The 16,962-nt window shown below is 59.9% G+C and carries 22 protein-coding genes; 9 read left to right on the plus strand and 13 right to left on the minus strand.

The window, feature by feature from the left end; all coding sequences use genetic code 11:
- Positions 1-45 precede the first annotated feature (45 nt).
- Genes DFR49_RS21665 through DFR49_RS05430 form a run of 3 tightly spaced genes read left to right on the plus strand, consistent with a single transcriptional unit; the run spans position 46 to position 4,821 of the window.
- Positions 46-981: a restriction endonuclease subunit S gene (locus tag DFR49_RS21665; protein ID WP_211325800.1), complete on the plus strand. Its 936-nt coding sequence runs from the start codon at positions 46-48 to the stop codon at positions 979-981.
- A 10-nt stretch (positions 982-991) separates the two neighbouring features.
- Positions 992-1,678 carry an abortive infection family protein gene (locus DFR49_RS05425; RefSeq protein ID WP_119034657.1) on the plus strand — a complete coding sequence of 229 codons (687 nt, stop codon included), beginning with the start codon at positions 992-994 and terminating at the stop codon, positions 1,676-1,678.
- A complete protein-coding gene (locus DFR49_RS05430) occupies positions 1,675-4,821 on the plus strand; it encodes a type I restriction endonuclease subunit R (RefSeq protein ID WP_119034658.1) in 3,147 nt (1,048 codons plus the stop codon). Before DFR49_RS05425 ends, DFR49_RS05430 begins: the two co-directional genes overlap by 4 nt.
- A gap of 46 nt (positions 4,822-4,867) precedes the next feature.
- Here the strand turns inward: DFR49_RS05430 and DFR49_RS05435 are convergent, their stop codons facing one another.
- Positions 4,868-5,140, minus strand: a complete 273-nt coding sequence (locus DFR49_RS05435) for a DUF5818 domain-containing protein (protein ID WP_119034659.1) — start codon at positions 5,138-5,140, stop codon at positions 4,868-4,870.
- 60 nt (positions 5,141-5,200) lie between these two features.
- Between DFR49_RS05435 and DFR49_RS05440 the strand changes: the two genes are divergently transcribed.
- Complete coding sequence (locus DFR49_RS05440; protein WP_119034660.1) at positions 5,201-5,482, plus strand: helix-turn-helix domain-containing protein; 282 nt, start codon at positions 5,201-5,203, stop codon at positions 5,480-5,482.
- Between the two features lie 79 nt (positions 5,483-5,561).
- Positions 5,562-6,143 (plus strand): hypothetical protein, encoded by a 582-nt coding sequence (locus DFR49_RS05445; protein WP_119034661.1) that lies wholly within the window; start codon positions 5,562-5,564, stop codon positions 6,141-6,143.
- A 161-nt stretch (positions 6,144-6,304) separates the two neighbouring features.
- Here DFR49_RS05445 and DFR49_RS05450 read toward each other — a convergent pair whose 3' ends face one another.
- Positions 6,305-6,685, minus strand: coding sequence for a hypothetical protein (locus DFR49_RS05450; RefSeq protein WP_119034662.1), 381 nt, complete (start codon positions 6,683-6,685; stop codon positions 6,305-6,307).
- A gap of 116 nt (positions 6,686-6,801) precedes the next feature.
- Here DFR49_RS05450 and DFR49_RS05455 point away from each other — a divergent pair, with 116 nt between their 5' ends.
- Both DFR49_RS05455 and DFR49_RS05460 read left to right on the plus strand, forming a co-directional pair.
- Entirely contained in the window at positions 6,802-7,014 is a 213-nt protein-coding gene (locus DFR49_RS05455; RefSeq protein ID WP_119034663.1) for a hypothetical protein, read from the plus strand.
- A 43-nt stretch (positions 7,015-7,057) separates the two neighbouring features.
- On the plus strand, positions 7,058-7,279 hold the full coding sequence (locus DFR49_RS05460; protein WP_119034664.1) for a hypothetical protein: 222 nt from the start codon (positions 7,058-7,060) through the stop codon (positions 7,277-7,279).
- An 84-nt stretch (positions 7,280-7,363) separates the two neighbouring features.
- Here the strand turns inward: DFR49_RS05460 and DFR49_RS05465 are convergent, their stop codons facing one another.
- From DFR49_RS05465 to DFR49_RS05495, 7 genes are all read right to left on the minus strand, one after another.
- Positions 7,364-8,668, minus strand: coding sequence for a phage/plasmid primase, P4 family (locus DFR49_RS05465; RefSeq protein ID WP_119034665.1), 1,305 nt, complete (start codon positions 8,666-8,668; stop codon positions 7,364-7,366).
- Positions 8,665-8,889: a helix-turn-helix transcriptional regulator gene (locus DFR49_RS05470; RefSeq protein ID WP_119034666.1), complete on the minus strand. Its 225-nt coding sequence runs from the start codon at positions 8,887-8,889 to the stop codon at positions 8,665-8,667. The genes DFR49_RS05465 and DFR49_RS05470 overlap by 4 nt, the downstream gene beginning before the upstream one ends.
- Before the next feature lie 69 nt (positions 8,890-8,958).
- Positions 8,959-9,621, minus strand: coding sequence for a hypothetical protein (locus tag DFR49_RS21670; protein WP_147373655.1), 663 nt, complete (start codon positions 9,619-9,621; stop codon positions 8,959-8,961).
- A 200-nt stretch (positions 9,622-9,821) separates the two neighbouring features.
- The gene (locus tag DFR49_RS05480) at positions 9,822-10,340 is read right to left on the minus strand and encodes a GNAT family N-acetyltransferase (RefSeq protein ID WP_119034668.1); all 519 of its coding nucleotides are present in this window, start codon (positions 10,338-10,340) and stop codon (positions 9,822-9,824) included.
- Positions 10,341-10,352: 12 nt separating this feature from the next.
- Positions 10,353-10,646, minus strand: coding sequence for a type II toxin-antitoxin system TacA family antitoxin (locus tag DFR49_RS05485; protein ID WP_119034669.1), 294 nt, complete (start codon positions 10,644-10,646; stop codon positions 10,353-10,355).
- A 56-nt stretch (positions 10,647-10,702) separates the two neighbouring features.
- The gene (locus DFR49_RS05490; protein WP_170150928.1) at positions 10,703-11,857 is read right to left on the minus strand and encodes a tyrosine-type recombinase/integrase; all 1,155 of its coding nucleotides are present in this window, start codon (positions 11,855-11,857) and stop codon (positions 10,703-10,705) included.
- A 996-nt stretch (positions 11,858-12,853) separates the two neighbouring features.
- The gene (locus DFR49_RS05495) at positions 12,854-13,186 is read right to left on the minus strand and encodes a hypothetical protein (RefSeq protein WP_119034671.1); all 333 of its coding nucleotides are present in this window, start codon (positions 13,184-13,186) and stop codon (positions 12,854-12,856) included.
- Positions 13,187-13,514: 328 nt separating this feature from the next.
- Between DFR49_RS05495 and DFR49_RS05500 the strand changes: the two genes are divergently transcribed.
- On the plus strand, positions 13,515-14,477 hold the full coding sequence (locus DFR49_RS05500; RefSeq protein ID WP_119034672.1) for an NAD(P)H-dependent flavin oxidoreductase: 963 nt from the start codon (positions 13,515-13,517) through the stop codon (positions 14,475-14,477).
- Between the two features lie 23 nt (positions 14,478-14,500).
- Here DFR49_RS05500 and DFR49_RS05505 read toward each other — a convergent pair whose 3' ends face one another.
- Together DFR49_RS05505 and DFR49_RS05510 are read right to left on the minus strand one after the other, a co-directional pair.
- Entirely contained in the window at positions 14,501-14,962 is a 462-nt protein-coding gene (locus tag DFR49_RS05505; protein ID WP_425454927.1) for a DUF1465 family protein, read from the minus strand.
- A 74-nt stretch (positions 14,963-15,036) separates the two neighbouring features.
- Positions 15,037-15,219, minus strand: coding sequence for a YdcH family protein (locus DFR49_RS05510; RefSeq protein WP_119035279.1), 183 nt, complete (start codon positions 15,217-15,219; stop codon positions 15,037-15,039).
- A gap of 196 nt (positions 15,220-15,415) precedes the next feature.
- Between DFR49_RS05510 and DFR49_RS05515 the strand changes: the two genes are divergently transcribed.
- Positions 15,416-15,571 carry a DUF465 domain-containing protein gene (locus DFR49_RS05515; protein ID WP_119034673.1) on the plus strand — a complete coding sequence of 52 codons (156 nt, stop codon included), beginning with the start codon at positions 15,416-15,418 and terminating at the stop codon, positions 15,569-15,571.
- A 160-nt stretch (positions 15,572-15,731) separates the two neighbouring features.
- On the opposite strand, the gene DFR49_RS05520 is transcribed toward DFR49_RS05515, so the two are convergent.
- Positions 15,732-16,088, minus strand: a complete 357-nt coding sequence (locus tag DFR49_RS05520; RefSeq protein WP_119034674.1) for a PilZ domain-containing protein — start codon at positions 16,086-16,088, stop codon at positions 15,732-15,734.
- An 88-nt stretch (positions 16,089-16,176) separates the two neighbouring features.
- Complete coding sequence (gene dksA, locus DFR49_RS05525; protein ID WP_119034675.1) at positions 16,177-16,641, minus strand: RNA polymerase-binding protein DksA; 465 nt, start codon at positions 16,639-16,641, stop codon at positions 16,177-16,179.
- Positions 16,642-16,962 lie beyond the last annotated feature (321 nt).

Here is a 16,962-nt window from a genome sequence, read left to right on the forward strand (position 1 = left end):
GGTATAGCAGCAATCCGGCCAAATTCGTCGAACACAGCAGATGTGATGCGAGGGTTGATTGAGGCCCAATTGCCAGCATTGCTTCAAGCAGCGACAGGATCGACATTTCCCAATGTTTCCAGAGATCAGCTATCGGAACTCCCGTTAAAGCTTGGCGTAGGTGTATCGCTTCCAGCGATCAGTTCCTTGTTGGCAGCCGTTAGGGAAAAGATTGACCTAAACCGCCAGATGGCCTCGACACTGGAGGAAATGGCGCGGGCGCTGTTCAAGAGTTGGTTTGTCGATTTCGACCCCGTTCACGCCAAAGCCGAAGGCAACGACACTGGCCTTCCAGCCGACATCGCCGATCTGTTCCCGGATAGCTTCGATGATGAATCCTTGCCAACAGGGTGGACATGGAGGCGCGCCGATGAGATCGCCGACTCTGTTCGTTCAACCTCCAACCCGCAGGCAATGCCACCGGACACTCCCTATGTTGGCCTTGAACACTTGCCGCGAAAGTCGCTCGGTATCAGCTCGCACGGCTACGCGCGCCAAGTCGAAAGCGGTAAGCTTCAGTTCAAAGAAGGCGATTTGCTCTTCGGCAAGCTGAGACCATATTTTCACAAAGTATCGGTCATGCCGTTTGAGGGCATCGCCTCGTCGGATATATTCGTTTTCCGCGCCAAGCATAAACGATACAAGGGTTTGATGTATTTTGGTTTTAGCGAAGAAGGCTTTGTAGCATCGGCATCGGGGGCATCGACTGGCACACGGATGCCACGTGCCGAATGGTCTTTCATGTCCGAACAGATTTTCGCCATCGACGAAGCGCTGGTGCTTGAAGCATTTAACGGCATTGCCCTCGCGCACGTTGAACAAATCAACGAACGGCTTGTTGAGTGCCGGAAACTTGAGCAGCTACGCGATGCGCTTCTCCCCAAATTGCTTTCTGGCGAGCTTCGGGTGGCAGACGCCGAAAACGTGATTGTCGCTGCATAGGGGGAAGCGAATGGCCTATCACCTCCAGCTCCTCCGCAACCTCATCGAACGGCATCCGGAACGGGCCGGCAATCTTGAGCTGCACGTCCGGGCGCTGGAACAGAGCATCGAGCAACTGCCCAATACCTGCCTTGCCAGTGTTCGCACGATCTTTGAGGCAGCACAGGCGTCCATCGGTCTCCAACTGAAAATTGAGTTTGGCCGCGACGGCCTGCCCGACCGCATGACCAAAGTGATCGAAGCCTTTAATTTTTCGATGACCGACCACCCGGACGGCGACAAGATCCACGAGGAGCTGACCGCGCTCGTCAAGGGCATTGAGGAAACGACAACCGCCCTCGCCCGCCTCAGCAACATTCCGAACATGCGTCATGGCGGGGCGCTCGATTGGGCGGTGTTGCAACGCCAACACGCCTATATGCTGGGCGGGCTGTGCGATGCGCTGGTGTCCTTCCTGCTTGATGTCGCGTGGAGCCGTCCATCCGAAGAAATGGAAGAGCCCTCCGGCCCGTCCTACGCGCTGGAAACCGATTTCAACGACAGCCTCGACAGCGAATATGAGCTGGTAGAAATTGCCGGGTCCAGCTTTGAGCCCAGCCGCATCCTCTTCATGCTGGACCCCACGCAATATGAGGCGGCGCTGACCGAATGGCGGCTGACCAATCCCGCCGATGGTGAACAGGAAGCCGCCGCATGACCTATCCCACGGGCGGCACTCCCCATGTCAGCCGTTTCAACGAGGGTGCGGTGGAACTGGCAGCGATGAGCTGGCTCGACCTTTCCGGCTGGCGGGTGCTGTCGGGTGATTATCTTGCCCCCGATGGCCCGATGAGCGCTCGCACCGATTATCGGCAAACGGTCCTGGAAGGACAGCTCCGCGATGCTCTCGCCACGCTCAACCCCGATGCAACCTCAACGATGATCGAAGCGGCAGTGCGCGCAGTGCTGGCGGCGCCAACCCAGAACCTGCTTGAGAACAATCGAGCATTCCATGAACTGTTGGTTTTTGGCGTGCCGGTGGAACTGAACGAGAATGGCGAAGGCCGGACCGTCCGGCTGCGCCTGATCGACCAGAAGAAGCCGGACAACAACAGCTTCATCGCCGCCAACCAGTTTGTCGTGCAGGCCGAGCGCCATACGATCAGGCCGGACATCGTGCTTTTCGTGAACGGTTTGCCGCTGGCGGTGCTGGAGCTAAAAAATCCCGCCGATGAAAACGCCACGATGGATCGGGCGCACGAGCAGCTTCAAAATTACAAGAACAAGGCCCCAGAACTGTTCCGCTTCAACGCGGCGCTGGTCATCAGCGACGGGATGGAAGCACGCATCGGCTCGCTGACTGCCGGGCTGGACCGTTTCCAGCCGTGGCGGACCATCGATGGCGAAAAGCATGACGACTTCGGCCGGGCGGAACTGGAAGTGCTCATCAAGGGCGCGCTCGATCCGTCGCGACTGCTTGATCTGACATTCGACTACACGGCTTTTGAAATGGCCGATGGCATGGTCAAATCGAAGAAGCTGGCTGGCTATCACCAGTTCCACGCCGTGCGCCGGGCGCTGGCATCGACGGTCAAAGCGGCGGGTGAAGGAGGGCACCGCAAGGGCGGCGTGGTCTGGCATACACAAGGCAGCGGAAAATCTCTGACCATGCTGTTCTATGCCCGCCAGCTCCAACTGGCAAAGAAGCTCAAGAATCCGACTATTGTTGTGGTGACGGATCGCAACGATCTGGACGATCAGCTCTTCAAGACCTTCGCCGCGCACCGCAGCGCTATCCGTGGCGAGCCTCGCAACGCTGAAACAGTGGCGGCGGTGCGAGAACTGCTCAAGGTCGATATTGGCGGGCTGGTGTTCACCACGATCCAGCGGTTTCGCGGTGATGAAGGCGAGCATCCGCTGCTGACCAATCGCAGCAATGTAATCGTGATTGCCGATGAGGCGCATCGCTCGCAATATGGCCTCAACCGCCGCTTTGTGACGCGCGGCGATGAAGTGCGTGAGGAAGTCGGTTTCGCCGAATATCTCCGCCAAGCGCTGCCCAACGCGACGTTCATCGGCTTCACCGGCACGCCGATTGACGAAAGGGATCGCAGCACGGCGGCTGTGTTTGGCGATGTGATCGACACTTACGACATGACCCAATCGGTCATCGACAAGGCAACGGTTCCGATCCACTATTCCGCCCGGCTCGCCAAGCTGATGCTCCGGCTCGATGAGGAGCAACGCGAAGAGCTGGACGCGCTGGCCGAAGAGCTGACCGAAGGCAGCGACGTGCGCGCCGCCGAACAGTTGAAGGCGAAGTTCAGCCGGTTTGAGGAAATTGTCGGGTCCAAGGAGCGCATCGAAACTGTCGCTGCCGACATCGTCGCCCATTTCGAGGAACGCAAGGAGGCTATGGGCGGCGGCAAGGGCATGATCGTGGCCATAAGCCGCCAAGTCGCGGTTGCCCTTTACGATGAGATCGCCCGATTGCGCCCTGCATGGGTTGGCGCTGATCCTGCCAATGACGCCGATGGCATGATGAAGGTCGTCATCACCGGCAACAATGCCGATCCGCAGGCGATGCAACCGCATATCCGCACCAAGTCGCGGCTGGAGGAACTGGCAGACCGTTTCAAGAATCCGTCATCCGGCTTTGATCTGGTGATCGTGCGCGACATGTGGCTGACGGGCTTCGATGCGCCATCGCTGCACACGCTCTACATCGACAAACCGATGCGTGGGCATGGCCTCATGCAAGCCATCGCGCGGGTCAATCGCGTGTTCGGTGCCAAACCGGGCGGGCTGATCGTCGATTATCTCGGCATCGGCGCGGAATTGCGGGCGGCTCTGGCGCAATATAGCGCCCGCGATCAGGAGCAAGTCAGCCTCAATATGGATGAGGCGGTGCGACAGCTTCTCAGCAGGGTCGAATCCGCCCTGGCCTTGCTTGGTAAGGTCAACTGGAAGGCGTTTTTCGGTGCTGATCCAGCCGCTCGTCTTACCATCCTCAAGCAGTGCCTAGAAGAAATCCTGTCCAGCGATCACCGCGCTGAGTTCATCGATTTGGCGACACAGGCCGAAGCAGCCTTCGCCATCGCGGCGGGTGACGAGCGCGCGTCGGCCAAGCGGCAAGAGGTAGCGCTGATTGTCGCTCTGCGGGCCAACCTCATCAAATACACCTCCGGCAAGGGCGGGCGCGGCAGGCAGGCAATCGAGCAGGAAATCCGCCAGCTCATGTCGCAGGCTGTCATGTCCGATGGCATTCTCGACGTGTTCAAGGATGCCGGGCTTGAGCAGCCCGATCTTGCCATTCTGTCGGATGACTTCCTGATGGAAGTGAAGCAGACGAAGCAGCCGAATTTGGCGGTTGAGACGCTGCGGCGGCTCTTGCAGGGCAACATCAAAGCGCGCGAACGGATGAATATTGTCGAGGCACGAAAACTCAGCGAGCGCCTAGACGATGTGCTGACCCGGTATCACAACCGGGCAGTCGATAGCTTGCAAGTAATCGATGAGCTGATTTCGCTTGCCCGCGAGGTGTCCGCATCCGCCAAGCGCGGCGAAGAACTGGGCATGGCCCCTGAAGAGTTGGCGTTTTACGATGCCTTGGCGGAGAATGGATCGGCAAGGGATTTGATGGAGCGCGAAACGCTCCGCACCCTTGCTCAACTGCTGGTCAAGACAATTCGCAGCACCGTGACCGTCGATTGGACGCAGAAGGAAAGCGTCCGCGCTAAAATGCGGATTGAGGTTCGCAAGCTGCTGGCTCGCTATGGCTATCCGCCCGATCTGCAAAAAGCGGCGGTGGACCTTGTTCTCGAACAGGCCAATACCATTGCCATCGACTGGGCGCTTTGACGCAAATGTCCGTTGCCGCTTCACATCATCGCAAACGCCGACCCGTTCACGGGAGCTGTTTCTTACGCCAGCGATTGAACCATCGCGTCCAGCTTTGCTGCGGCGGCCATTCCTCGCCATCGCGCTTGATCCTGACGACCTCCAGCCTGTTGAAGCCGGTACGGACACCTTCGATCGTCACGGGATAATCGAGATATCGGGTGAGGCGTCTGCTCGGCTCAAGTTCCCATTCCCCGCCCTCATGAACGGCGATGAAGAACCGATAACCCGGTCGCCGCTCGATGATGCCGCGTACCGTGTGAAGCGTGCCTAGCGGCATGGGGCTGTCCGTCGATGCATCGTCACCCTCCTGTAGTCGATCGGTGACATCGATAAGAAAGTGGCGGCGGTCTGGCAAAGTGAATTGTCACTGAATGTCTGTAGACTGATTGGCTACAGAACGGTCCATGTCTCAGCGATGGATATTCGGGAACGTCTTGCGAAGAATCTGCGCCTGCTCCGGCAGGAAAAGGGTTGGTCGCAGGAAGCCTTTGCCGATGAAGCGGGTCTGCATCGGACTTATATCAGCGACCTCGAGCGCGGGGCGCGCAACCCAACGATTACAGTGGTGGACAAGCTCGCTACCGCGTTGGGCGTGACGCCGGGGCGACTGCTCGATTAGCTGTATAGCCGGGGTTTCGCCTGATCTTCGCCAGACTATTTCGTATAATGGCCAGCATCAGCGACATACAGAGGCCATCATGGGCGGCATCAACTCCGGGCGGCGGCGCAGCATCCATCGCGGGACCGTAGAGCAGTTTCCCGCCATCGACCTGCGCATTTTGCGGCGCGCTGGGCTGCTTCGGCCCAGTGAATGCACATATGACACAGCGCGCTGGCAAAATCAGGCTCCAGAGGCGCTCAGCGCGCGAATTTTCATCGACCTGAGCGATACCAGCGATGCATCGATGCGGATCGTCGGCGCTGGCGCCATCAATCAGCGCGTCACGATCGAATGCGTCCCTTGCCCCTATGGTGGCGTCCGCTGCTACTTCCTCTGCCCGGTCGATGGTGTGCGGTGCCAGCAGCTATTTCTCGCAGATGGTCAGTTTGCCTCCCGCAAGGCCCACAGGCTCACCTATGCCAGCCAGAGCGAGAATGACCTGTCTCGCGCCCGTCGCAAGGCCCACAGGCTGCGCAGGAGGGTAGAAGGCGATGGGCTCTATCCACGACCCCGTGGCCGCAATCGCTGGCAAAAAATGCAGCAACTAAGATCGGCAGAGTTCGACGCCCGGACGCTCTATCTCGATCGCCTACGCGGACTGGTCGGGGACATCCTCTAGGAGCACTGTCTTCGGGAGGCAGGGGCCGGAGGTTCCACCTATGCACGCCCCGAAGCAGCCTTATTCGGGTCTGGTTCCCACAGGCGTCCCGACACAGCCGAACAGTGGCACCAAGGTGCGCAAAACTGCGATCCACTTCTGCAGGACGGTCTAATTCATTATCAGCGGGTCCTGACCGATTTCCGCCGTTTCTCTTTCTTCAGCTCCTCTCGAAGTCGGCGCTGTTCGACCCGATAGAGCCGGTACTCACGGACGCGCCGGAAGATACCTTCGATCCGCCACCTGGGGATTCGATACTCGACCGCGATGTGGCGTTTGAGCTTGATCAGAAAGCGCACCAGCTCATCCGCTGAGGACTCCTCCCAGAATACGCTGCCAGCGCCTTCACTCAACAAGAAGGCTCGCTCACTCGGGTCACCCTGGGCGCAAATCGCGACAGAGCCCGGCTCGACCCAATAAGGGCGATAGTCAATGCAAAGGGGCTGCCAAAGCACGACCACATCGTGGATCGGTATATTGGTTCGAGGATATTTCTTGGCCATATTTCAATCATACCCTCCGAACATTTAGAGAATCTACTGATTCTTCTAGGAATTTTCCTGACGGCTCCTAGCCGCCTGCCTTAAGTGGTCTGTCGTCAACTGAAGGAGATGACGACATGACCATACCCGAAGACCACGATCACCTTGTCCACCATGCCCGCTTGCTCTTCCCCGGCACTGTGGTCGCGGTGACCTACACCGAGGACGAAATCATCCACCTCGACATCGACGGCGACCGCTTCACCTTCGAAATCGGCAGCGACGACGATGAGTATGTTTTCCACGGCGCGGGCCGGTCCTTCGTGATCCCGCTGATGGACGATGCCTGAAATCTTCGCCGCACCTCCAACTCTGACCGAAAGGACTGACCTCATGGCCGTCGATAAAACCAAGACCATCACCCTCACCGACCTTTGCGGCGAACTGAAAATCAAGCCGCGCGAAGCCCGCATGATGCTGCGCCTCGCCGTCTCCAAGAAGCTGGAATATCCCGCTCTGGCCGACGCACATGTTCCGAGGCAGCCGTGGCAGTGGCCCGCCGGGTCCAAGGCGCTAGCAGAGGCGAAGAAGGCCCTGACCGCGACCATCGACTGACATTCGCCGAGCACTTGAACAGTTGAGGACGTATAATTGACGTAGCGCGGAAACGCATCGATCGCGATTATACGCCCCGGCTGTTCAACTGTTCACCTTCAACCGCAGCCCGATGAAACAACGGGTGCGCACCCCGCCCTTGTGGGCCTTGGTGAGCTGGCGCTGATAGCCCCTCGCGCTCAGTTGCCGCCCGAAATAGCTCGCATCCACCTCCGGCATGTTCCGTGACCTCAGGAAGCGATTGTAGCTGTCACACAGGGCCGAGGACGGCGTGACCGCTGTCTCCGACCGGCGCGTCTTCTCGCGGAGCCAGACGCCCATGACATCCTGCTCCTCGAAATATTCGTCGGTTGCGCGCCTGACTGATGTGGGCGGATTGAGGCCCTGCTTCCGCCACTCGCGCGCGCCTTCGAGCATCCATGCAAGGATCGCTTCATGCTCATCGCGCAAGCGAGCCTCAAGGTCGGGATCAGGCCGTTTCGGCACATAGTCCAGTTCGAGGAGGTGGATGCGCCGCCGCATCGCTGGACCGACCGATTTGAGCTTGGGCAGGTGGTTGGTCGCGATCCAGATTTTGTAAGTCGGTCGGTAGGTGAACGGGTTCTTATACAGGAACCGCGCTGTCACCGAGTCGCCCGCCACTGCGCGTTTCATCGTTGCCTCGTTCCAGCTTCCGCCCTGATCAGTTTCGCTGGACGTCACAACCCGCGCCCCCGCGATGAAGGCCATCGCCGTTTCATGGGTGCGGCCCTTGCCTTCCACGAATGTATCCGGGGTGGCTTCGCGATGATAGCTGCCCATGATCGTCGCCAGTGTGTTGACCAGCACCCCTTTCCCGTTCCCGCCCGGGCCGTAAATCACCAGCAGGGCGTGTTCGGACACGCTCCCGGTAAGGCTATAGCCCGCCCAGCGTTGGAGAAACCGGACGAGTTCCATATCTCCTTGGCAGATTTGCTTGAGGAACCTGATCCAGCGCCGGGGAACCCTGCTTATATCGGGGTCAACCGATGTCCGGTTTATGACAAATACACCGGGCTTGGGTTTGATCTGCCTGTGCCGCTTTAGGGAGTAAACGCCGGTCTTCGTCCCTACCAATAGCGGGTCGGCGTCGATCTCGTTTACGGAGAGGTGCAAGGCCGGATCTCGCTTCGCGAACTCCTTGACGTTGCGGGTGACGTTGAGCGAGCCTTTCCACTTGGGTTCTATATCATCGCGGCTGTCCAGTAGGACTCGAATCATATCATCGACCCGAAGCGAGCTATCGAAGTCCCATAACTTTCCGTTCCTGACGATCCAGTCGCCACGTTCCGGCACGTAGTGGACGTCTTTGCCGCATTTTTCGCGGAACAGATGCGCTGCCTCGCTTTCGGATTTGACCGGCTCGCTCATCGACCGTCCTCCCGCGACGCCGCCAAGTCGGCAATGTAAGCGTCAATTTCGGCAGCCATCCACGCTACCGAATTTGTGGAAACGCGGACGCGCCTCGGGAACGCCCCCTTCTTTTCAAGACGGGCAATCGTCGAATCTGAAATCTTGATTCCGCGCCGACGCAGATCGGCACGGCAAAGCAGCAGGCGATCGAGCGCCTGCACATTCTCGGCATGTGGCATGTGAGGTTTCCTTCATCTGATAGATGAAGGCGCGCGCCTTCCTGACCGAAAATGACGCCGATCGAGCCGCTATGCCAAAGTTGTTCGTCTCATATTCGTCTCAGATTGCGCGTTGAGAAAATGCGCTTGGACGCGCTTTGTCGCTTCATAGATTAGACGATAGGCACTCGCTCGTGAGGGCATAGATTCCTCTGGCAATATCTTTCCCAAATCGCGGATCACCTCGCACCCACGTGTATCCAATGGATGATCGTTGAAGTAACGGTCCAGCTCCTCCTCGAATCTGAGAAAGTTCCGGCGCGGCCCGGTTCGATTAGCGGAAGGTTTGGGGAATTTCCGGCGCAGTACGTCAGAAAGGTCGGAAGCATCGACCATGCAAGGGTGGATATCACCGCCCTTCAGCTCGATCTGCCCTTCCAAATCTTCGGTGGGCTGCGGGTATAGTGCGTGAAGCGTCGGCCCGTGTGAATCATCGAAATACCGCACGCGCCTGCCGCCAACGAAATACACAAGCGGCAGCCACCCGTTCTCGACACACTGGGTCAGCGCCTTGACCGCCCAATTCCCTCGCGCCCGTTTCTCCCGGTCCCGACTTCGCTGCCCCAACCTTACCGCCCTCGCCATATCCGTGGTCCAACGTGGACCGAAGCGATGGCGACCGATCATGTCGAAGGCGTTGCCAAGCGGGCCGAGGTCATCGGCTGGAAGGCTGAATTCTGAGGTAGTTAGCATCGGCGCGGCCCTTTCCATCATCCGTTGGCGGAGAGAGGATGCGCGCCAAAGGTTAACCGAAACTAACATGGTAAAAATATTCTTAAGGCTGGGCGACAGGCGATGTCTGGCCCCATCCGCCTACTGCGGCCACCTGATTTCGGTTGAATGCCTGAGCGCGGCCATGGCAGCATCGACGAGGAGCGCCTGTGCGTATTCCTTCATTGCTGGGTCTGTCTTGCTTCGGACAGCGAGGCGGCGATGTCAGAAATCGAGCGGGACAGGATCATTGGATTATCACTTGATGGCAGGAACTTCCTACGCTGCCAGAACTGCGCGGCCTCCTCGTCTACCGCTTTAACGATGAGCGCGCGACCGCCGATGAGCCTCGCTGCGTCGATGCAGCGCTCCAACGCATGCTTGAGCAAGCCCGAGCCAATTCCGCGCCCAGCCCAATTGATATCGGTGGCCAACTGCCCCAGCAGCAAACACGGTATCGGATTTGGCGGCTGGCCAGTACGGATCGAACGCGGCATTCCGGTCGGCACAACGGCTGTGGGTGCAAGCCCGTAATAACCAACTACGCGCCCGGCTTCGTGGACGACCATGACAGCCGTGAAGCCTCTTTTATGATTGGATAGCGCCCTGTGCTTTAGCCAGTTGTCGAGTGACGGCTTACCGCATGTGAACTGCGACAAGTCATGCCCGTCACTCAACGGCTCAGGTGCGGAAATTGGCACGACTGGAGCGGTCTATTGCTCGGCGCCCGTTTCCCATGGCGCAGGACGCCTCATTAGCTCAACCAAAGCGGGGACAGGCTTGGCTGGCGCATCGAGCATCGCAACAAAGGCCTCGAAAGCTTCAGGGCTAACGCGGAGGAGGTTGGTATCCATGATGGCGTCTTCCGCAGCCCGAACTGCCGCATCGCGCATAAACTCCGTCCGCGAACGTCCTTGCAGTTGGGCAGCACGATCAATGATCGCCAAGTCCGCGTCAGGAAGGCGAATAGAGAGGGGGTGATCCTTGCGTTGAGCAGCACGGGGCATTGCTATTCTCCAATCACATAGCGCATAGCGCATTGTATCGCATTTTACAATACATTCTATTCGCCGTGACTAAGCTCCGCCAGCCCTGCGCCCCACTTCTCCAGCGCTGCGCAGCGTTCGGCATCATAGCCATAGCGGTTATAGACAGCCGCAACGCCGCTGATCGTCCCGCTGACATGGTTCAGCACCTTTTCGATGACGTAGGGCGCAACCCCAGCTCTCGCCATCCCCGACGCTGCTGTGCGCCGAAGATCATGCATGTGCCAATCGGATGTCTCGGAGTGCTTGTGCAGCCATCGCAGCGCCTTGCTGAACCCGCTCACGGGTGATCGCCGCGTGGTTGTGAACACGAAGTCGCAATCGACGAATTGCGGCACCTCGTCGAGCAGCGACACCGCGAAGTCGCTCAGGTGGACGACATGCGGTTTGCCGTTCTTGGCGCGCTCGGCAGGGATCACCCAAGTCCGCGCCTCAAGGTCCAACTCGCTCCAACGCATATTCGCCAGTTCACCGCGCCGCTGGGCGGTAGCGAGCAATAGCGGGACAAATTGCCGAAACGGATAGGCATCCAACCGCGCCGCATTCAGCACCCGCCGGATTTCGCCATCGTCAAGCACCCGATCCCGCGACAACTCCCTTGTGGGCGCCTTGAGGCCCGCGATCGGCGTTGCGTCGATGATCCCGCGTTCGAGGCACCAATTGAATAGCTTGCGGATCGTCGCAAGGATGCGATTGGCCTGATAGCTCGCGCCTCGTTCCAGCGCCGCATCCATGATTTCCAAGACATCGTGCCGCTTAATTTGGCGGATGTCCCGCTGCCCGTGAACTGCAACAAACTCACGATCAAGGATGCGCTCAGTCTCGCGCCAGTTGCGGTTGCGCGGTTTCGCATATTGCCGGATGAACGCTGCGCATATTGCCTCAACCTGCATATCGGGCTGGCGACGACGGCGCGAAGGATCAATACCCTCCTCCACTTGCCGCAACGCCTCGATCGCTTTTTCGCGGGCTTTGACAAGGCTGACGACCGGATAGCGGCCGAGGCCGTAGCGACGCTGCTTCGTGCCGTAGCGGTATCGCAGCGCGAACGACCTCAGCCCACTTTCGAAGACGCGAACGGTCAGACCCGGACAATGCATGTCATGGATGTCATAGACCCCCTTGCGAGGTTTCAGGGCTTGTATCGTCTTGTCGGTTAGCGCCTTACGCACACTGTCATCCTTTCGATGACAGCTCAAACATCACAGTATCCCGCCAATCTCAAAGGATTTTCCGGTTTTGACGAGGCTTGCATAGGAAAGGTGCAGTTTGCTTCGAAATGGCGGTTGGTCGCCGGGTGATCTGGCGGGAATGTTCCTGACATACCCGATCGAATGCGATATTCAGGATATGACCGGGGGGTAGTTTAGACCGAACTCCCCGCCCACGCGCCGCACCACATGCCGCGCGACATTCTCCAGAAAATCGATCTCAATAAACTACGTGTCTTCCGCGTTGGGCACATATGGGTACCAGACGCCTGAATTTGGGTGCCGGAGAGTGAAGAAGACTGAAGCGATCCGCCGGACACAAGACCCGCTGATTTTAATGACTTGTGGTCCGTTTTGACGAGTTTTGACAAGCTATAACAAGAGCTTAAGCCACGCTCTTAATCAGCGGGTCCTAGGTTCGAGCCCTAGTGCGTCCACCAAACTTTCCTATAAATACAGCAACTTACTCCGAGCGGGGTCAGATCCAAAAGCTGCTTACGATTTGCTTTCTAGCGTCTTTCTAGCCGGTCGAGCGTTCGCCGCTCCGCATCATTCCGGAGCGGTTCGCCATTCCCAGATGTAACTAATATGAGTCACGCCGCGCTCGGCAGCCTCTCGATCAATAGCCTCCAAAGCCTTGTTGAAGCAGCTATGCGCGCTCTCGGGATTCCCCTCTCGGGAGAAGTCAATCAGAGGTTCATCAAGAAAGACGCCATCGCGATATGTATAAGTGGTGGCGCCAAGTCCGCACCGCTGCTTCGCCTGTGTGAAAGTCGTCTCCGGCATAGGTGGAGCACTTTGACAGCCGGTAAGCACCAAGACTGCGCTTAAGAAAATTCGATTCGTCATGATCGCGTTTGGCATTTCTGATGACTACCGCGCGAAAAGCGATGTTCGCAATCTAATCGGGTTTCATTAGCGGCACCCCACGCCCTAAGGCGCAGGGTGCTGGCAGCGTCAGTCCTTCACTTGTTTGAATGACACGACGCGATTGTGCTGATCGAGGTCGATCAGCAGCCATTCGTTATCGATCGGGAAGTAGGTTCCATCATTTCCAAGAACATACACCATGTCCGCGCCATCCCATTTGTCCGTTGCGGTCGGTTCTCCAAGGAAATTGACAACCTCCGCGCGAGCCATTCCTTTCAGGCGATGACGTTGCAAAAAATCGGGAAGCATGTTTGCGCGCGCCCGCCCTGTAAAATCCGCGTTCTTCCATTCGGTCGCGTCGAAACGACCGCCAGGCGAACAACTCACAAGCATCAACGCTAGAATCATCAAACGGCGCATAGTTCACTTCGTACTGACTAAGCGCGACCATCTCCAGCATCTGTTGCGTATGCTCAACCAACGACGGTAGCGGCTGATGGTCGCACTCGCGCCATGCTACCAGCCACGCGGGTTCCCCGTCAGCGAGCATATGCCTGCTCCCATGTCCCGTCTGACTCCCATGCTCGGAGGGCGGCGGCGACCGCCACCATGTCCTGCCGGTCCAGCGCCCCGCTCTCGATGCCCGGCAGCACCTCGCGCTCAACCCATGCGTCAAACGACCCGAACAAGACCGTGAACGGGGACGGCCGCGGCTGGACACGCGATTGGGTTGCGCTATGAAACTCAGATGAGCCTTCCGCCCCTTCTTCGCACGCTGCGCCTGCCGGTCATCGGCGCACCGCTGTTCATCATCTCGGTGCCCGATCTGGTGATCGCGCAATGCAAAGCGGGCATTGTCGGTTCGTTTCCCGCGCTCAACGCACGGCCGCAGTCATTGCTCGACGAGTGGCTGCACCGGATCACCGAGGAACTCGCCGCGTGGAATCGGGCGCATCCCGATTCTCCGGCGGCCCCCTTCGCGGTCAACCAGATCGTCCACCGCTCGAACGACCGGCTCGAGACCGACCTTGCGACCTGCGCGAAATGGCAGGTGCCGATCGTCATCACCTCGCTTGGCGCACGTGAGGATCTCAACCACGCGGTGCACGGTTGGGGCGGCATCACCCTCCACGACGTCATCGACGATCGTTATGCGCGCAAGGCCATCGAAAAGGGCGCCGACGGGCTGATCGCGGTCGCGGCGGGCGCCGGCGGTCATGCCGGCCGGCTGTCGCCGTTCGCGCTCGTCCAGGAGATCCGCGCGTGGTTCGACGGGCCGCTCGCGCTGTCGGGCGCGATCGCCAACGGCGGCGCGATCCTCGCGGCGCAGGCGATGGGCGCCGATCTCGCCTATATCGGCTCACCCTTCATCGCGACGACCGAGGCCAATGCGATCGACGGGTACAAGCAGGCGATCGTCGACGGCCACGCGAGCGACATCGTCTATTCGGACCTCTTCACCGGAGTGCACGGCAATTACCTGCGCAACTCGATCGCCGCCGCGGGGCTCGATCCCGACGATCTCCCCAAGGGCGACCTCAAGACGATGAATTTCGGCGGCGGCAATTCGAGCAAGGCCAAGGCCTGGCGTGACATCTGGGGATCGGGACAGGGTATTGGCGCCATCGACGCGATCACGCCGGTCGCCACGCGGGTCGATCGGTTCGAGGCCGAATATCGCGCCGCGCGGGAGCGCCTGGTTCTCGGCTAAAAGGTCAGCAGCGGACCAGACACTTAAAACGCGGCGTTGAGTCGATCGAGCATCCGCCGCGCCGGGCTGGCCGGGCTGGCGGCTTCGGATTGAGCCGCATCGAGCCGCGCGACACGACGATAGAGATCGGCGCTTGCAGTCACCAACTGGCCCGCCGCCGCCGGCATCCCGGAAACGGCGTCGCCATCCGAAACCGGCGCCGCCCCCAGCCGCCGCGACGGATGGAGCGCATCGCGCGGTGGCAGTTCACCCGCCGCCACGGCGCGCTGGGTGAGCAACCACGCGATGACATGCATCAGCCGCGTCGTCACCTTGAGCGATTCGCACGAAAACGCGACCCGTGCGAGCGGATCGAGCGCCTCGCGATCGCTGCGGCCGCCTTCGTCAAAATAGGCGCGCGCCTCATCGGCAAGCAGCATCGCCTCGACATAAAGCGAGTCGATCAGCCTGCGATGGATTCGCGAATCGTCCGGGCGCCCCTGCATCATCCGACGGTGCCACATCCGCACGCATCATGACACTGTTTGCGTGGCGAACCCATGTCCCGATCCGGTCCAGCTCAGGCGATGATGTCGGGGATGAGCGCATCCTCGATCCGCGCAATCTCGTCACGCAGCCGCAGCTTGCGTTTCTTGAGCCGCGCGAGCTGGAGCTGATCGGCCGAGCTCGCGTCACCCAGTGCGGCGATCGCGGTGTCGAGATCGCGATGTTCGACGCGCAACGCCTCCAGCCGCCGCCGCATCTCCACCTCATTCGCCGTCTGGTCCGCCACCTTACGCCCTCGCTCGCCTCCATCTCGTCGTCCGGTGCGATTCGTGCCCCGGCCCGATCATGCGGCAAATGGCACATGCCGTCGAAATCAACCATCTTCGATAGCGACATTTGCACGCGTTGGTGATCTACTGGCCGTCCCGTTGGCAACCAGGAGGACTGCTTCCATGCAAAACGCGCATCTTTCGGCACTTGAGGCCAAGCATGCCGGGCTCGAGCGGCAGATCGTCGTCGAGTCGCAACGTCCCTCGCCCGATACGCGCATGCTGGCCGACCTGAAGAAACTGAAGCTCAAGCTGAAAGAGGAAATGGCCGCGATCTAAAGCATCGTGCGAAAAAGTGGGAACCGGTTTCTCGCGAACAACGCTACGATGACAAAGAGTTAGAGCAAGCGGCATGCATTGGATTTAACGCAGCTTGCTCTAAGCGGCACGCCGGACGGCGGCGGCCCGCGACGCGGGCTCCCGCCGAACCGGCATCGTCTCAAATCTTCACGGTACGATTACGCGGCGCGCTCACCGGCTTGCGTGCCAGCATCGGATCGATCGGCGTATCGAAGGCCACCCCGGCACGCCCCGCGGTATTCCAGGCGATGCGGCCGCTCACCCAGCCGATTCCCCGCACGTCGACTTCCACCGCCGTATCGACGGGCACGTCGCGCGGCAATTCGACCATCAAACCGCCGGCGGAAAGATTGCGGACGCGGACCTGATCCTCGCGATTCTTGCCAAGCTCGCGAAACCGCGCCGACAGCAACAAGCTGTCGCGCGTCTGGTTGCGCCCGGTGCCGACATCGGTATCGGCCACGGCGGAAAGGCGATCGTCGGAATAGCGATCCATCTCAAATCCGCTGGTTTACGGTTGCCGTTCTCAACGCCGGTCTATCGTTCATTCGCTATCCAAGCGTTAAGACGCCGTTCGCGAAGGCTCAGTCCTCGCGCGATACCTTCTCCTGGCGTTCGTGGCGTTCCTGCGCCTCGACCGTCATCGTCGCGATCGGCCGCGCCTCGAGCCGCGCGATCGAGATCGGCTCGCCGGTCACCTCGCAATAGCCGTATTCGCCCTCGTCGATGCGACGGATCGCCGCGTCGATCTTGGCGATCAGCTTGCGCTGGCGATCGCGCGTGCGCAATTCGATCGACCAGTCGGTCTCGCTCGACGCGCGATCGGTGAGATCGGCTTCGCGCAACGAATCGGCCTGAAGCTGGGAGATCGTCCCCTGCGCTTCACGCAGGATCGCCTCCTTCCACGCCTGAAGCAGGTCACGGAAATAATCCTGCTGGCGCGGGTTCATGAACGGCTCGTCCGGACTGGGCCGATAGCCGTCCCCGTCATTCGCCGGGGGCGGAACTAGTTTTGCGATATCATCAATACTTTTCAAGGCGCTGGCCATTCCCACTCTCCCCCACGGCGGCTCCGCGCGCTCTTTGGCGTCTCGGTGCCGATCCGCACTGGCGCGCCCTATACCGATGCCCGGGACGCTCCACAAGCGACTGTGAACACGCATGTCGACGAACCGCGGCAAAAGGGTTCGCTGCCGCACCCCGGCGCCGCGCTGTTGCGCACCGACGAACAGGGCCGCGAGTCGGTCGCCGTTCGATTCGCGCCAGCCCAGAGGGCCGCTCGCTCGCCCGCGCGCATTAACGATTGCCCGGTAACGGCGGCCCATCCTGTCCCGTTGCAGGACATTAATCATGCCGGCGCCCGGACGGCG

It is taken from the genome of Hephaestia caeni (genome assembly GCF_003550065.1).
Classification (GTDB): Bacteria; Pseudomonadota; Alphaproteobacteria; order Sphingomonadales; family Sphingomonadaceae; genus Sphingomonas; species Sphingomonas caeni_A.

Coding starts and splice junctions, on each gene's coding strand:
- DFR49_RS05460 (WP_119034664.1), top strand. CDS start 7,058: ATGGCCGTCGATAAAACCAAGACCATCACCCTCACCGACCTTTGCGGC.
- DFR49_RS05505 (WP_425454927.1), bottom strand. CDS start 14,962: ATGCAGGGGCGCCCGGACGATTCGCGAATCCATCGCAGGCTGATCGAC.
- DFR49_RS05455 (WP_119034663.1), top strand. CDS start 6,802: ATGACCATACCCGAAGACCACGATCACCTTGTCCACCATGCCCGCTTG.
- dksA (WP_119034675.1), bottom strand. CDS start 16,641: ATGGCCAGCGCCTTGAAAAGTATTGATGATATCGCAAAACTAGTTCCG.
- DFR49_RS05450 (WP_119034662.1), bottom strand. CDS start 6,685: ATGGCCAAGAAATATCCTCGAACCAATATACCGATCCACGATGTGGTC.
- DFR49_RS05445 (WP_119034661.1), top strand. CDS start 5,562: ATGGGCGGCATCAACTCCGGGCGGCGGCGCAGCATCCATCGCGGGACC.
- DFR49_RS21665 (WP_211325800.1), top strand. CDS start 46: ATGCGAGGGTTGATTGAGGCCCAATTGCCAGCATTGCTTCAAGCAGCG.
- DFR49_RS05425 (WP_119034657.1), top strand. CDS start 992: ATGGCCTATCACCTCCAGCTCCTCCGCAACCTCATCGAACGGCATCCG.
- DFR49_RS05495 (WP_119034671.1), bottom strand. CDS start 13,186: ATGCGCCGTTTGATGATTCTAGCGTTGATGCTTGTGAGTTGTTCGCCT.
- DFR49_RS05435 (WP_119034659.1), bottom strand. CDS start 5,140: ATGCCGCTAGGCACGCTTCACACGGTACGCGGCATCATCGAGCGGCGA.
- DFR49_RS05520 (WP_119034674.1), bottom strand. CDS start 16,088: ATGGATCGCTATTCCGACGATCGCCTTTCCGCCGTGGCCGATACCGAT.
- DFR49_RS21670 (WP_147373655.1), bottom strand. CDS start 9,621: ATGCTAACTACCTCAGAATTCAGCCTTCCAGCCGATGACCTCGGCCCG.
- DFR49_RS05510 (WP_119035279.1), bottom strand. CDS start 15,219: ATGCGGCGGCGGCTGGAGGCGTTGCGCGTCGAACATCGCGATCTCGAC.
- DFR49_RS05485 (WP_119034669.1), bottom strand. CDS start 10,646: ATGCCCCGTGCTGCTCAACGCAAGGATCACCCCCTCTCTATTCGCCTT.
- DFR49_RS05465 (WP_119034665.1), bottom strand. CDS start 8,668: ATGAGCGAGCCGGTCAAATCCGAAAGCGAGGCAGCGCATCTGTTCCGC.
- DFR49_RS05430 (WP_119034658.1), top strand. CDS start 1,675: ATGACCTATCCCACGGGCGGCACTCCCCATGTCAGCCGTTTCAACGAG.
- DFR49_RS05500 (WP_119034672.1), top strand. CDS start 13,515: ATGAGCCTTCCGCCCCTTCTTCGCACGCTGCGCCTGCCGGTCATCGGC.
- DFR49_RS05515 (WP_119034673.1), top strand. CDS start 15,416: ATGCAAAACGCGCATCTTTCGGCACTTGAGGCCAAGCATGCCGGGCTC.
- DFR49_RS05470 (WP_119034666.1), bottom strand. CDS start 8,889: ATGCCACATGCCGAGAATGTGCAGGCGCTCGATCGCCTGCTGCTTTGC.